The following is a 13402-nucleotide window of genomic DNA, read 5'->3' on the forward strand; positions in this document are numbered from 1 at the left end:
CAACTCACTATCTCGTTTCACGCCAGCTTGCTCGTCGTCACCTCCGGCCCGGCCGGCTGGTGCATCGCGCGGTGCGCGGCGTCCGCGATCCAGGGCTGCTGATTGACCATCGGCAGCCGCCAAGTACTCGTCTCGCCGGCCACGATGTGGTCGAGCCGGGTCACCGAGCAGTTGTCGATGTCGAAGGCGAGCCCTTTCTCGACCAGGCCGCCGAGCGCCAGGCCAACTGCCGCCTTGATGGTGCCGCCATGGCCGACGGCGACGACGTCGCGGCCGGCTTCCGAAACCGTGATGCGCGCAATCGCCGCTGTCACGCGGGTGTACAGATCCATGTAGCTCTCGCCGCCCGGCGCCGGCTCATCGATGTCGGCGAACCAGTGGCTGCCCGCGGGACGGCTGGCCAGGAACGCGGCGCGGTTCATGCCCTGCCATTGCCCGAGATGCTGCTCGGCAAAAGCAGCCTCCCTGATCATAGCTGCGGGACGCGGGAATCCGGCGGCCCAGATCGCCTCCGCCGTCTGATGCGTACGCATCAGATTGCTCGCATACCACACCGCGCTGCGCGGCAGGATTTTCGCGACCGCCTCGAACACCTCGCGATCGGAGGTATCGCAGGCGATGTCCGACTGGCCGTAGATGTTGCCGCCGTCGCTGCGCACCGGCGCGTGACGCACCCACCACCAGCGCGTGGTGACGACAGAAGGTTTCGTTCCATCAGCCGACATCGCTCAAACCCTTCCCTCCGCTCGTCTCCCGCTGTACGTGAAGGCCCAGATCGTCTCAAGCCGCTTGGCGATCTCAGCACGTTTGAAACGGCGTTTGAATTCCGTTGCGCGGCACGCAACTGATCACAATTGAAGCAGGAGGAAACATGGGCCGCCTCGAAGGCAAATCCGTCATCATCACCGGCGCCGGCAGCGGCATCGGCCGCGCCGCATCCTTGATGTTCACGAAAGAAGGCGCGCGACTGATCGCGGTCGATCGCAGCGAGGCCGTCAAGGAGACGGTCGAGATGGTCAAGCAGCAGGGCGGCATTGCCGAAGCCGTGCTCGCCGACGCCGGCTCCGAGGCCGATGTCTCGGGCTTCATCGACCGCGCCGTGGCGACCTACGGCAAGCTCGACGTGATCTGGGCCAATGCCGGCATCTCCGGCGGCTTGATCCCGATCGCCGAGCAGACCGTCGAGCACTGGCAGGAGATCCTGCGCATCAACCTGATCGGCCCGTTCCTCGCGGTGAAATACGCGATGCCGCACATGGTGCGGCAGCAGCGCGGCGCCATCGTCTGCACGGCCTCCGTCGCGGGCCTGAAATCCGGCGCCTCGGGCCATCCCTACGCGGCGAGCAAGGCCGGCGTCATCAGCCTGGTGCAGACCACGGCGTACTCCCTCTCCGGCACTGGCGTGCGCATCAACGCGGTGTGTCCCGGCCTGATCGAGACCGGCATGACCAAGCCGATCTTCGACGGCGCCAAGGAGCGCGGCACCGAGGGCAAGATCGGCCAGCTCAATCCGCTGAAGCGCGCCGGCCAGCCGCATGAGATCGCCGCCATGGCCCTGTTCCTCGCCAGCGACGAGGCCTCCTACGTCAACGGCCAGGCTTTCCCGGTCGACGGCGGCCTCACGGCGTCGATGCCGTACGCGGGAAAACCGATCTAGCGCTGTCGCCCCTCGCACTGGTGTCGACATCGCCTCTCCTCTGTCATCCGTCATGGCCGGGCCTGTCCCGGCCATCCACGTCGGTCGGCACGCGAGGAGCGACGTGGATGCCCGGGCCTTCGCCGCGCCGAAGCGGCTTCGGCCGCGCAGGCGGGACAAGCCCGGGCATGACGAGCTTGGGACTGCCGGCATCGCGCCCCACAAATCGCTCGCTGTCGAACTCATCGACATGCGTGAGCGATCTCGCGACGCCCCCGCGCGCGAGTGATCCTGAATTTCACCGCCCTTCCATCGAAGGGCGCAGGGAAGGCCAGGCGTCGGCTGACGCCTGCGGCCCGCCTGCGTAAAAAATGCAGGCGGCAGGTACCACAGGTGCAGCCGGACAACGCCCGGCCTTCCCTGCGCGATGGTCTTCACGCTTATACGCAGTCTGCCTGGTGCGCCGGGCTTTCTGGCCACCATTGTCCGCGCGGCGCGCGAGCGCCGTCGCGACGTAGCACCAGCATCGGGGTGCCAGCACGCTGCGACTTCACGTCCGCGCCATGCCGTTCGTCCGCGCATCCCTCCGGACACGCTGCGACATGATCGCGGCCACCGCTCCCCGCCCCGCGTGTCGTGACGATCGCGCGCAACGCCCCTTCGGTGGGACGGGATGAGCGCATCAGATCACAAATTCCGAAAAAGCGAAAGCGAAATCTTTTAGCCTTCCGGACTGGACGAGACCATCACATTGACCGCGCTCGCGAACTTTCTTCATCGGCGACGATGATTGCAGTCATAACCGCAGCCTGCGCGGGGCCGACAACGCCACGCTCACATGCCGATTTGCCCGACGGGCAAGCGTTGGCCGAACGGACCTGGATCATGATGCGTTTCCAAGGAAACGCATCATGATCGGATCTCTTTGTTTGAGCATGATCCTTTCGGAAAACCGGTTTCCACTTTTCCGGATCATGCTCTAGCCGCTCACAAGGCGGTCGAGGTCCTCGATGAGCGGCGCGAGCTTTTCGGCCGCCCCAAACTGCCGATACCAGCACCACAGCTCCAGCGAGAACAGCAGACGATAGATCGCGAGCGTCGGCTCGATCTCCGTTCGGCTCATCGGACCATAGCCGCCCAGAAACGCCTCGCGCTGCTCCGGCGAGAGATAGTAGATCGCCTTGGCGACATCCTTGAGCGGGTCGCCGGCCAGCGCGCCCTCGAAATCGACCACACCGGTGAGCTCGACCCGGCCCCCGGTGACGCGCGCAAGCACGTTCCCGGGATGAAGATCATTGTGACACAGCACCGGCGCGCCGCAGGCGGCGAACAGATCACTCGCGTCGGCCACCTGGCGCGCGATGCGCGCGGCGAGATCAGCCGGCCCGCCGCGGCTGCGGAATTCGCCCAGTTTGCGTTCGAACTGAGAGGTGAGATAGCTACGATTGTCGGCATGGCCCGACATGATGCCGTCGGCGCCGATGTAGCCAAACGCATCCATCGCGATGTCGTGAAAGGCACGCGACAATCGACCGACCTGCTCGAAAGCCTCACGCCGCTCCGGCGCGGACAGCGCTTGTTCGAGAGGACCGAGCGGATCGCCGTCGAGCCGGCTCATGATCACGTAGTCCAGGCCGATCAGCTCGCGCGAGGCGTCCGCCGCGCGCAGCCGCGGCGCCGGCACCGGCAGGCGGTTCCGGACCAGATCGAGCAGGCGCGCCTCCTTGCGCATCTTCCAGCTCATGCTGTCAGGATAGATCTTCAGCACCAGCGACGGCTGGCTGCCTTGCAGAGCCAGCGCATACACGGCACTGATCTCCCCACCATGCAACAGCGACACCGAAGCGACCCGCGCGTCGATCTCCGCGCGCGCAAGCATCGCATCGGCGGTTGCGGGATCGACCTCGAGATCCGGGCGAATGGACACCGGCGACATGGCAGCAAAGCTCCGCTCGCGGGACATTCTTGCGAGATGGCAAGCGACGACAGTGCCTAGCTGCGCGCGCCCGTCGTGGTCAAGCTCCCGGCAGTCAGGTCAATGCGCCGCGCGGACCAACCCGTGTCGATGGAGCGTGGCGGCAAGACCATCGCGTCGCCATGAGCCACGCTCGGGTTCAAGCATGCCCCCCTAATGACCGGCGATTTTTTACGCCCACGTCCTCGAACCCCCTTCTCCGAGCCGCCGTCGAACCTCGCAAGCGGACCATTCCGGCCTCGCCGAAACGAAGGATGGTTAACATGTCGAGACTATCGAAACTCGCGCTGCTCACCCTGATGGCCGCCACGGCGGCTGGCTCGCTGGTGACGAACGCAAGCGCCCGTGAATTCCAGTGGCCGGGCTGTGAGCTCGTCTCCTGGACAGCCTGCGGCACCGAGGTCCAGGTGCAGCAAGCCATGCGCCGTCAGAGCCGCGACACCTCGCCGATCTACATGAAGCAGACCGATCCGCGCTACAGCGGCGCGATGACCACGGCCGGTGGCGGCGGTGGAGGTGGTGGCGGCGGCGGCGGTGGGCGGTGATTGGCCTAGCCGGCGCGCGGAATTCGTAGCCCGGATGGGCGGAAACGACATCCTGGTTCATCGCCGCAGCGCGTGTGACCCCGGATGTCGCTTCGCTCATCCGGGGCTACAGGAGACTACACCGCCCCCGCCTTCTGCGCATAGGACCAGGCCTGCTTGGTCATGGGCACCATGCGCTTGACCGACTCGATCGCCTTGTCGTTGGCGGCGGTGCCGTCGCGGATGCGGCCGATGATGCCCTGCAGGATGCCGGCGAGCCGGAACAGATTGTAGGCGAAGTACCAGTTGAGATCGGGCAGCTCGGTGCCGGTGACCCCACGATAGATCTCCGCCGCCTCTTCCATGGTCGGGATGTTCAGCGCTTTCAGGTCGACGCCGTCGAGGCCCGGCATGATCCACTGCATCAGCAGATAGGTGAAGTCCGCCATGGGATCACCAAGCGTCGACAGCTCCCAGTCGAGCACCGCGATGACGCGCGGCTCGGTCGCGTGGAAGATCATGTTGTCGAGCCGGTAGTCGCCATGCACGATCGAGACGCGCTGCTGCGCCGGCAAGGTGCGCGGCAGCCACTCGATCAGCTTCTCCATTTCCGGCAGATGCTCGGTCTCGGAGGCGCGATATTGCTTGGTCCAGCGGTCGACCTGGCGAGCAAAGTAGTTGCCGGGCTTGCCGAAGTCGGCGAGGCCGATCGCCGCCGGATCATAACTGTGCAGCCTGGCCAAGGTCTCGATCTTGCTGGTGAAGATCGCGCGCCGCTCGGGCGCTGCGACATGCGGCAGGGTCGGATCCCAGAACACCCGGCCCTCCTCCATCGACATGATGTAGAAGGCAGCGCCGATGACGCTGTCGTCGTTGCACAGTGCATAGGCCTTGGCGACCGGAAAGCCCTGCTTGCCGAGCGCGGCGATGACGCGGAATTCGCGATCGACTGCGTGCGCCGACGGCAGCAGCTTGCCGAACGGCTTTCGCCTGAGCACGTAGGAACGCGCCGGCGTGTTCAGACGATAGGTCGGGTTCGACTGGCCGCCCTTGAACTGCAGCACGGTCAGCGGGCCCTGATAGCCTTCGACATGCTCGGCCATCCAGGCCGCGAGCTTGGCCTCGTCGAAACGATGCCGCTCCTCGACCGGCTTGGTGCCGGAGAATTCTTCGTCCTTCTTGACGCCGTCGGCCACGACGAGGCTCCCTTCTCACGTGTTCGTCATTCCGGGGCAGCCCGCAGGGCTGAACCCGGAATCTCTATCTTGGCGGACCCATCTCTGGATTCCGGGTTCGACGCTGCGCGTCGCCCCGGAATGACGCAAGTGGTGAGTCACCGCTCGGCATTAGAATTCGTAGGGTGGGCAAAGCGAAGCGTGCCCACCCTGTTGGCTTGAACTCGAAAGTGGGTGGGCACGCATCCGCCCCCGCGCTCTGCGCGGCGACGGACGCTTTGCCCACCCTAGAAGTCGACGCTCAATGCCGCGGCTCGTTGGCGTATTTCTTCATCTCGAGCCGGGCAATGGCGCGGTTGTGCACCTCGTCCGGGCCGTCGGCAAGACGGAGCGTGCGGATGTTGGCGTAGTCCTTGGCGAGACCCGCATCATCCGACACGCCGGCGCCGCCGAACGCCTGGATGGCGTCGTCGATGATCTTCAGCGCCATGTTGGGGGCAGCGACCTTGATCATCGCGATCTCGCCCTGGGCGGTCTTGTTGCCGACCTTGTCCATCATGTCGGCCGCCTTGAGGCACAACAGCCGGCACATCTCGATGTTGGTCCGGGCCTCGCCGATGCGCTGCTCCCACACCGAATGCTCGATGATCTTCTTGCCGAAGGCCTGGCGCGTCATCAGCCGGCGCACCATCTTCTCCAGCGACTCCTCGGCCTTGCCGATGGTGCGCATGCAGTGATGGATGCGGCCCGGACCGAGACGGCCCTGCGCGATCTCGAAGCCGCGGCCCTCGCCGAGCAGAATGTTTTCCGCAGGAACGCGGACGTTCTCGAGCAGCACCTGGGCGTGGCCGTGCGGCGCGTCGTCGAAGCCGAACACCGGCAGCATCTTCTCGACCTTGATGCCGGGGGTGTCGAGCGGCACCAGGATCTGCGACTGCTGCTGATGCTTGGCGGCCGACGGATCGGTCTTGCCCATCAGGATCGCAATCTTGCAGCGGGGATCGCCGACGCCCGACGACCACCATTTGCGGCCGTTGATGACGTAATGATCGCCGTCACGCACGATCCGCGTCTCGATGTTGGTGGCATCCGACGAGGCCACGGCCGGCTCCGTCATCAGGAAGGCCGAGCGGATCTCGCCGTCCATCAGCGGGCGCAACCATTTGCGCTTCTGCTCCTTGGTGCCGTAGCGGATGAACACTTCCATGTTGCCGGTGTCGGGCGCCGAGCAGTTGAACACCTCGGACGCCCAGGAGATGCGGCCCATCTCCTCGGACAGCAGCGCATATTCGAGATTGGTGAGGCCGGCGCCGCGGAACTCGTCGTCCTCATGCGGCGACGGCGGCATGAACATGTTCCACAGGCCTTCCGCCTTCGCCTTGGCCTTGAGGTCCTCCAGGATCGGGATCACCTTCCAGCGGTCGCCCTCGGCGTCCTGCTGCTTGTAGATCGGCACCGCCGGGCGGACATGCTTGGTCATGAAGCTGCGCACGCGCTCCAGCCATTCCTGCTGCTTCGCCGACATCGTGAAGTCCATGGGACTCTCCTTGGGTGTTTCCTCTGAAACTTTGGCCGCAGTGTCGGCCCGCCCACGGCGTCCGTGCAAGTGTGATCTTGCGCGACACGACCGCGCGAACCGTCGCTGCAGCGCCGAAATGTCGCCCCACGGAAGAACCGTGATTGACATTGCGGCCGTCTCAAACAATAGTTTCATACAATTGTTTGAAACGCAACTCCCCACCCCGCTTCATCGTTCGGGAGGACGAGCATGGCGACCGACCAGACCCGGACTGCGATCCTGATCGCCGCCGAGCGGCTCTATGCCGAACGCGGCTTCTCCGACGTGACCTTGCGCGACATCGTGGCGGAGGCGAACGTCAATCTCGCCGCGGTGAACTATCATTTCGGCTCCAAGGACGAGCTGATCGCCGAACTGTTCGTGACCCGCTCGATCGCGCTCAACCGCGAGCGCCTGCGCGAATTGCGTGAAGCCGAGGATGCGGGCGGCGGTCGCGCCGACATCTCCGACATCCTGCGCGCCCTCGTGGGCCCGATCCTGCGCGGCTGCCTTGGCCCTGAGAACCAACGCTCGGCGGTGGCGCAGTTCATGATCCGCGCCTCGATCGAATCGGTGCCGCCAATTCGCCGCATCAAGACCAAGGAAATCGACCATTTGCGCAAATTCGCCGGCGCGATGCAGCGCGCCCTGCCCGACAGCTCCGAGGTCGATCTGTTCTGGGGCCTGCATTTTGCGCTCGCCATGGCGCATCACACCATCCGCGAGAGCGAGCGCCTCACCAAGCTCTCCGACGGCCGATGCGACCTCGACGATGTCGAGGATGTGATCGCGCGGGTGGTGCGCGGCGCCGTGCTCGGCTTGACCACGCGCGATCAGACGGCAAAGTCGAAGGCCAGGATTGCAGCGCGCAGCCCGTAGCCCGGATGAGCGCAGCGACATCCGGGTTCATCGCGGCAGCTTGTGGAACCCCGGATATCGCTGCGCTCATCCGGGCGACGAGATCCCACCATCCACCACGGAGTCCACTCGTGACGCACCGACCGAACCTGCTGCTCGCCTTCGTCACGTCGGCGCTCGTGATGGTGACCGCCAGCGAGCCGGTGCTGGCCCGCGGCGCCGCCGCCAGCATCATGAATTCACCCGGCTATCAGCGCCGCCTGCAGGAATCGCGGCAGCAGCTTGGCGCGCCGACGGCGCAAGCGCCCACCCCCGTCAAGCCTCGTGTGAAGCACCGACGGCATCATCACGTCCATTGAGACCGTGAACTCGCCGCGAACGTAACGCCCGTAGCCCAATTGAGCGCAGCGGCATCCGGGTTCTTCACCGGCGGTCCTGGCGATCCCGGATGTCGCTGCGCTCGGCCGAGCTACGGCGCGTTGGCCCCGGTTACAACACGCCCTGTTGCTTGAGCGCCGCGATCTTCGCTTCATCATAGCCGAGCCCCGACAGCACGTCCTGCGTATGCTCGCCGAGCAGCGGCGGCGCGCGATACTCGGTGATCGGGGTACCGGAGAAGGTCAGCGCGTTGCGGATCAGGGACAGATGCGGCTCGAACGGGTGTTCGACCTTCACCTCCATGCCGCGCGAGCGGACATGCGGATCGGCGAACACGTGGGCGAAGTCGTTGACCGGCCCGCACGGCACGCCCGCCTTCTCCAGTTCCTCCAGCCAATGCGCCACCGAGTTCTTCAGGAACAGGCCGGCAAAGATCGCCATGATCTCCTTGCCGTTGACGACGCGGTCGTTGTTCCTGACGAATTTCGGGTCGGTCGCCAGTTCTGGCGCCCCTAACACCGCGCAGGTGCGCGCGAACTGCGCGTCGTTGCCGACCACCAGCATCAATTCGCCGTCGGTGCAGCGGAACACGCCGGCCGGCATGCCGCCATTGCCCCAGGTGCCGCGGCGCGGCGGCGACTTGCCGTTGATCAGGAAGATCTGGGCGTAGTGCGACAGCGAGGCGATCACGGTGTCGAACAGGCAGACGTCGATGTGCTGGCCACCACCGCCATTGACGTCGCGGTGATACAGCGCGGAGAGGATGCCGATCGAGGTGTTCATGCCGGTCATGTAGTCGACGATCGAGGGACCGACCTTCATCGGCCCCGCCCCCGGTTCGCCGTCCATGTGGCCGGTCACGCTCATCAGCCCGCCCATGGCCTGGAAGATCGCATCGTAGCCCGCCCGCGGTGCATACGGCCCGGTCTGGCCGAAGCCGGTGACCGAGCAATAGATCACCTCGGGATTGACGGCGCGGATCGCCTCATAGTCCAGGCCATAGCGCTTGAGATCGCCGACCTTGTAGTTCTCCATGAACACGTCGCAGTCCTTGGCGAGCGCGCGGATGATCTCCTGCCCCTCCGGAGAGGCGATGTTGACCGTGACGGACTTCTTGTTGCGGTTGGCGCAGATGTAGAAGGAATTGTTGTTGTTGGCCTTGCCATCGGGGTCCCTGAGGTAGGGCGGACCGAACGCGCGCGCATCGTCGCCGGTGCCGGGCCGCTCGATCTTGATCACCTCGGCGCCGAGATCGGCCAGCATCTGCGCGGACAGCGGTCCGGCCAGCACGCGGGTCAGATCGAGAATCTTGATGCCAGAAAGCGGCAGGGCCGACATGGAGTTCCTCCGGGAGCTTTATTCCTTGTGGCGGACATCCCGAGCGAGAGCCCCGCCTGTCACCGCGGATACACCATTTCCCGCGCCGGAGCATTGCGCTGGCGGCATGCCGCCTTGCCGCGGACCGTCGCCCGGATGCGCGCAGCGACATCCGGAGTCTCCACCGGCGCTCGTGCCGAACCCGGATGTCGCTGCGCTCATCCGGGCTACGCAGCCATGCTGACTTTCTTGCTTCGTTTTGTGTGCAGCCTGCGGCGGGACACATCCAGAAACACGGAACAAGGAGCTGTTAAGCGTTCCGGTCGCACCTGGACGCAGGTTTGATGTCGCACCCCGGAGCACGCCATGACGTCGATCTCTGCATCCTCCATGAGCGGATATTCGCCGCTCGACCTGCTCAAGCAGGAACTCACCAAGGAAGTCTCGGCCGGCAAGGTCAGCTCCGCCGACCAGACTGCGCTGTCGTCGGCGCTCGACGACATCGATTCCGCATTGCAGAGCGGCAGCTCGTCGTCATCGTCGAGCTCCAGCGCGCCGCCGTCGCCCAAGGAGATGCAGTCGAAGATCGACGACCTCATCCAGAGCGAGGTCGACAGCGGCAAGCTGACCTCGGACCAGGCGACCGAGCTGAAGAACGTATTTGCCAACGCCTTCTCCGGCGGTCCGGGCGGCGCAGGTGGCGCCGGCGGTCCGCCGCCGGCCCCGCCGAGCGATGACTCCAGCACCGACACCACGTCGAGCACCTCCTCCTCGTCGTCTTCATCGTCCTCGTCCCAGGTCGAGGAGCTGTTGAAGAAGCTGCTCGAGGCGCTGCAGAGCTCGAACAACAGCAAGACCTCATCCTACAGCGCCAGCGGCACGAGTTCGTCGAGCTCGACCAGCAAGTCGCTGGTGGTGGACTTCTCGGCCTGACCGGCGAGAGATGGAGCCGTTTGGCCCGGATGAGCGCAGCGACATCCGGGTTCTCCGAGACTCCGCGTGAGACCCGCATGTTGCTTCGCTCATGCGGGGCTGGAAGAGGCGACCACGCCGTCAATCCGGCGCGTTGAACGTTCTGGCGAAATACACCGGCGCCGCCGCCGCCTTCAGCCGATAGAGCTGCGCCGGACGGTTCGGCCCCTTGCGCATCTTGGCGATCGGCTCGATGAGGTCGGCCGAGAGCATGCGGGTGCGAAAGGCGCTCTTTTCCAGCGGACGATCGAGCACGATCTCGTAAGTCCGCTGCAGCTCGGGCAGTGTGAACTCCTCCGGCATCAGATAGGCCGGCAGCGAGGTGTACTCGACCTTGTTGCGCAGCCGCTGCACGGCGGCCTGCAGGATCTCGGCATGATCGAACGCGAGATTCGGCTTCACGCTCATGCCCGCGAGCGGAAACCATTGCGCATCGGCCGCGAGCGCGGCCTCCGCCGCTGACGCCGGGATCAGCGCAAAATACGCGTGCGTCGCCGACCAGCCGCGCGGATCACGGTGCGCACTGCCCCAGCTGCCGAGCTGCTCCAGATAGGTGCTGATCACGCCGGTCTTCTCGGCAAGCTTGCGCCGCGCGCAGGCTTCGAGATCGCGATCCTTGTCGACATCGACGAAGCCGCCCGGGAGCGCAAACGCGTCCGGGAACGGCTCTCCCTCGCCGTGGCCGCGCCGCACCAGCAGCACGTGCAGCGCCCCCAGCCGGATCGCGAAGATGACGATGTCCACCGTGGTCAGCGGCCGCGGAAAATCCAGTCCGCCCGCCCTCGCAGCCGCTCCGCCGCCCTGCCCCTGCCGTGCTGCCATACCGTCCGCCCCCGAATTTGTCCCTTGACACTAGCATACTTAGTTGTACTGTCCAACTTACTAAGTTGGTGTGACACACTTATCCATTGAACGTCAGGAGGCCGCCATGTTCGGCTTACGCTTCATCAAGGCCCAACCCACCACCTATCTCCTCAAGTACCGCGCCGGCAGCGTGGTCGAGGAGGGTGCCGGGCTCTCCACCTTCTATTACGGGCCCGCCACTTCCCTGGTCGCGATCCCCATCGGCAGCCGCGACGCCGCCTTCATCTTCCAGCAGATCGCCCGCGACTTTCAGACGCTGACGATCCAGGGCCAGGTGACCTACCGCATCGGCGAGCCGAGGAAGGCGGCGGCGATGCTCAACTTCACGCTCAAGCGCGACGGCAAGACCTACGAGTCTGATGACCCGGAGGAGCTGCCGCAGCGCGTGCTCGGCGCGGTCGAGGTGCTGGCGCAGCAGGCCGTCAAGGACATGACCCTGAAGGAAGCGCTGCGCGCCTCCGACCGCATCGCCGAGACGATTGCGGCCGGATTGAAGCGGCGCGCCGACATCGAGGCGCTGGGACTGGAGATCCTTGGCGTCGCCGTGCGCGCGGTGAAGCCGACGCCGGAGACCGCCAAGGCGCTGGAGGCCGAGGCGCGCGAGGCGATCCTGAGGACCGCGGACGAAGCCATCTTCGCGCGGCGCAATTTCGCCGTCGAGCGCGAGCGGGCGATCCGCGAGAGCGAGCTCGACACGGAGATCGCGGTCGAGCAGAAGAAGCGCTCGATCCGCGAGACGCAGATGGATGCGGAGGCCAGCGTCGCCGCGAAGAAGAACGAGCTGCGCGAGGCCGGCATGGTCGCCGATATCGGGCTGGAGGCCAAGCGGAAGGATTTCGTGTCGCTGAATGCGGCGAACACCCGCACTTTGGCGGATGCCGAAGCCTATCGCGTCGGCGCGCTGATGAAGATCTTCGAGGGCGTCGACACCCGCGTGATCCAGGCGCTCGCCGCCACCGGCATGCAACCCGGCCAGTTGATCGCGCAGGCGTTTTCGGGCCTCGCCGAAAAGGCCGAGAAGATCGGGCAGCTGAACGTCTCGCCGGAGCTCCTGAACAGCCTGATGCAGAAGCCCGCGGAGGCCGCCCGTGTCCGGCAATGACCGCAAGGTGGTGCTGGTTGTCAGGAGAACGCGGCTCGAGGAGCTGATCACCAGATTCCTCACCGCGGACCAGGCCCGCTTCTATGTCGAGCATCTCGGCGCCGACTTCTCCGACTACGAACGCGAGCACGCGGCCTACCAGGCCGCGCGCTTGACCAGCGTCCAGACGCTGGAGCGCTGGGGCCGCTACCAGATCGTCGACCGCGGCTTCCTGCCGAACTTCATCTTCGGCCCCGCCGACATCGTCGCGGCGCTCGGCCCCGACGGGCTCGTCGCCAACACCATGAAATATCTCGACGGCCAGCCGCTGCTCGGCCTGAACCCGGACGCGGCCCGGCATGACGGCGTGCTGCTGCCGTTCGCGCCGGCCGATCTCGCGAGCCTGCTGCCGGAGGTTGCTGCCGACCGGCGCGCGGCCAAGGCGGTGACCATGGCGCGCGCGAGCCTCGCCGACGGCCAGGTGCTCCATGCGGTCAACGACCTCTTCATCGGCGCGCGCACGCATGTCTCGGCCCGCTACGAGATCGCGACCCGCGAGCATCAGGAGCGGCAGTCCTCCAGCGGCCTGATCGTCGCGACCGGACTCGGCTCGACTGCGTGGTTCAAGAGCATCGTCACCGGCGCGCTGGCGATCGCCGGCAACTTCGGCAGCCCCACGACGGGCGGCGACTACACCGCCCTGCCCTGGGACGCCCGGAGCTTGCGCTTTGCCGTGCGCGAGCCGTTCCCGAGCAAGACGTCACAGACATCCCTGGTCTGCGGAGGGCTGAACGGCGCCGAAACACTGCGCCTGCGCTCGCTGATGCCCGAGAACGGCGTCATTTTCTCCGACGGCATCGAGGCGGATCACCTCGATTTCAATGCGGGGACAGAAGCGGTGATCGGGATCGCGGAGCGACAGGGCCGGCTGATCGTGTAGTCCGATTCAGCAGGTCGATCTGCTCATGGCACGCCCCGCTCTCACCACGTCATTGCGAGCGCAGTGTTCAGCCCGGAGACATAGCTTACACCTGTTCGGGGACATAGTTGACAGTTTTGGGGTC

The 13402-nt window shown here is 65.7% G+C and carries 13 protein-coding genes; 7 read left to right on the plus strand and 6 right to left on the minus strand.

What is annotated here, in order from left to right:
* Positions 1-17: 17 nt before the first annotated feature.
* Entirely contained in the window at positions 18-725 is a 708-nt protein-coding gene (locus tag ACQR0W_RS25105; protein WP_316171198.1) for a histidine phosphatase family protein, read from the minus strand.
* Positions 726-871: 146 nt separating this feature from the next.
* Between ACQR0W_RS25105 and ACQR0W_RS25110 the strand changes: the two genes are divergently transcribed.
* Positions 872-1657 carry an SDR family NAD(P)-dependent oxidoreductase gene (locus tag ACQR0W_RS25110; RefSeq protein ID WP_315827325.1) on the plus strand — a complete coding sequence of 262 codons (786 nt, stop codon included), beginning with the start codon at positions 872-874 and terminating at the stop codon, positions 1655-1657.
* A 958-nt stretch (positions 1658-2615) separates the two neighbouring features.
* On the opposite strand, the gene ACQR0W_RS25115 is transcribed toward ACQR0W_RS25110, so the two are convergent.
* Positions 2616-3572, minus strand: a complete 957-nt coding sequence (locus tag ACQR0W_RS25115; RefSeq protein ID WP_315714585.1) for a phosphotransferase family protein — start codon at positions 3570-3572, stop codon at positions 2616-2618.
* Positions 3573-3874: 302 nt separating this feature from the next.
* On the opposite strand from ACQR0W_RS25115, the gene ACQR0W_RS25120 reads away from it, so the two are divergent.
* Positions 3875-4156 carry a hypothetical protein gene (locus tag ACQR0W_RS25120; protein WP_315714586.1) on the plus strand — a complete coding sequence of 94 codons (282 nt, stop codon included), beginning with the start codon at positions 3875-3877 and terminating at the stop codon, positions 4154-4156.
* A 116-nt stretch (positions 4157-4272) separates the two neighbouring features.
* On the opposite strand, the gene ACQR0W_RS25125 is transcribed toward ACQR0W_RS25120, so the two are convergent.
* Together ACQR0W_RS25125 and ACQR0W_RS25130 are read right to left on the minus strand one after the other, a co-directional pair.
* Entirely contained in the window at positions 4273-5331 is a 1059-nt protein-coding gene (locus ACQR0W_RS25125) for a phosphotransferase family protein (RefSeq protein WP_315714587.1), read from the minus strand.
* Between the two features lie 280 nt (positions 5332-5611).
* Positions 5612-6847 carry an acyl-CoA dehydrogenase family protein gene (locus tag ACQR0W_RS25130; protein WP_315749560.1) on the minus strand — a complete coding sequence of 412 codons (1236 nt, stop codon included), beginning with the start codon at positions 6845-6847 and terminating at the stop codon, positions 5612-5614.
* Positions 6848-7078: 231 nt separating this feature from the next.
* Between ACQR0W_RS25130 and ACQR0W_RS25135 the strand changes: the two genes are divergently transcribed.
* Complete coding sequence (locus ACQR0W_RS25135; protein ID WP_316171197.1) at positions 7079-7747, plus strand: TetR/AcrR family transcriptional regulator; 669 nt, start codon at positions 7079-7081, stop codon at positions 7745-7747.
* 110 nt (positions 7748-7857) lie between these two features.
* Positions 7858-8085: a hypothetical protein gene (locus ACQR0W_RS25140; RefSeq protein ID WP_315827321.1), complete on the plus strand. Its 228-nt coding sequence runs from the start codon at positions 7858-7860 to the stop codon at positions 8083-8085.
* 130 nt (positions 8086-8215) lie between these two features.
* Here ACQR0W_RS25140 and ACQR0W_RS25145 read toward each other — a convergent pair whose 3' ends face one another.
* Complete coding sequence (locus ACQR0W_RS25145; protein ID WP_316171196.1) at positions 8216-9442, minus strand: CaiB/BaiF CoA transferase family protein; 1227 nt, start codon at positions 9440-9442, stop codon at positions 8216-8218.
* Between the two features lie 345 nt (positions 9443-9787).
* Here ACQR0W_RS25145 and ACQR0W_RS25150 point away from each other — a divergent pair, with 345 nt between their 5' ends.
* Positions 9788-10354, plus strand: a complete 567-nt coding sequence (locus ACQR0W_RS25150) for a hypothetical protein (protein ID WP_316171195.1) — start codon at positions 9788-9790, stop codon at positions 10352-10354.
* 120 nt (positions 10355-10474) lie between these two features.
* Here the strand turns inward: ACQR0W_RS25150 and ACQR0W_RS25155 are convergent, their stop codons facing one another.
* The gene (locus ACQR0W_RS25155; RefSeq protein ID WP_316171194.1) at positions 10475-11215 is read right to left on the minus strand and encodes an NUDIX hydrolase; all 741 of its coding nucleotides are present in this window, start codon (positions 11213-11215) and stop codon (positions 10475-10477) included.
* A 106-nt stretch (positions 11216-11321) separates the two neighbouring features.
* On the opposite strand from ACQR0W_RS25155, the gene ACQR0W_RS25160 reads away from it, so the two are divergent.
* Both ACQR0W_RS25160 and ACQR0W_RS25165 read left to right on the plus strand, forming a co-directional pair.
* The gene (locus ACQR0W_RS25160; RefSeq protein ID WP_316171193.1) at positions 11322-12359 is read left to right on the plus strand and encodes an SPFH domain-containing protein; all 1038 of its coding nucleotides are present in this window, start codon (positions 11322-11324) and stop codon (positions 12357-12359) included.
* Positions 12346-13278, plus strand: a complete 933-nt coding sequence (locus ACQR0W_RS25165) for a sugar kinase (protein WP_315714595.1) — start codon at positions 12346-12348, stop codon at positions 13276-13278. Before ACQR0W_RS25160 ends, ACQR0W_RS25165 begins: the two co-directional genes overlap by 14 nt.
* The last annotated feature ends 124 nt before the right edge of the window (positions 13279-13402 follow it).

This window comes from Bradyrhizobium sp. HKCCYLRH1034 (assembly GCF_051168375.1).
In the GTDB taxonomy this organism is placed as follows: Bacteria; Pseudomonadota; Alphaproteobacteria; order Rhizobiales; family Xanthobacteraceae; genus Bradyrhizobium.

What these genes read in the sequence shown, in the direction of transcription:
- ACQR0W_RS25135 (WP_316171197.1), top strand. Translation starts at nt 7,079, where the DNA reads ATGGCGACCGACCAGACCCGGACTGCGATCCTGATCGCCGCCGAGCGG.
- ACQR0W_RS25150 (WP_316171195.1), top strand. Translation starts at nt 9,788, where the DNA reads ATGACGTCGATCTCTGCATCCTCCATGAGCGGATATTCGCCGCTCGAC.
- ACQR0W_RS25130 (WP_315749560.1), bottom strand. Translation starts at nt 6,847, where the DNA reads ATGGACTTCACGATGTCGGCGAAGCAGCAGGAATGGCTGGAGCGCGTG.
- ACQR0W_RS25105 (WP_316171198.1), bottom strand. Translation starts at nt 725, where the DNA reads ATGTCGGCTGATGGAACGAAACCTTCTGTCGTCACCACGCGCTGGTGG.
- ACQR0W_RS25120 (WP_315714586.1), top strand. Translation starts at nt 3,875, where the DNA reads ATGTCGAGACTATCGAAACTCGCGCTGCTCACCCTGATGGCCGCCACG.
- ACQR0W_RS25115 (WP_315714585.1), bottom strand. Translation starts at nt 3,572, where the DNA reads ATGTCGCCGGTGTCCATTCGCCCGGATCTCGAGGTCGATCCCGCAACC.
- ACQR0W_RS25160 (WP_316171193.1), top strand. Translation starts at nt 11,322, where the DNA reads ATGTTCGGCTTACGCTTCATCAAGGCCCAACCCACCACCTATCTCCTC.
- ACQR0W_RS25145 (WP_316171196.1), bottom strand. Translation starts at nt 9,442, where the DNA reads ATGTCGGCCCTGCCGCTTTCTGGCATCAAGATTCTCGATCTGACCCGC.
- ACQR0W_RS25155 (WP_316171194.1), bottom strand. Translation starts at nt 11,215, where the DNA reads ATGGCAGCACGGCAGGGGCAGGGCGGCGGAGCGGCTGCGAGGGCGGGC.
- ACQR0W_RS25110 (WP_315827325.1), top strand. Translation starts at nt 872, where the DNA reads ATGGGCCGCCTCGAAGGCAAATCCGTCATCATCACCGGCGCCGGCAGC.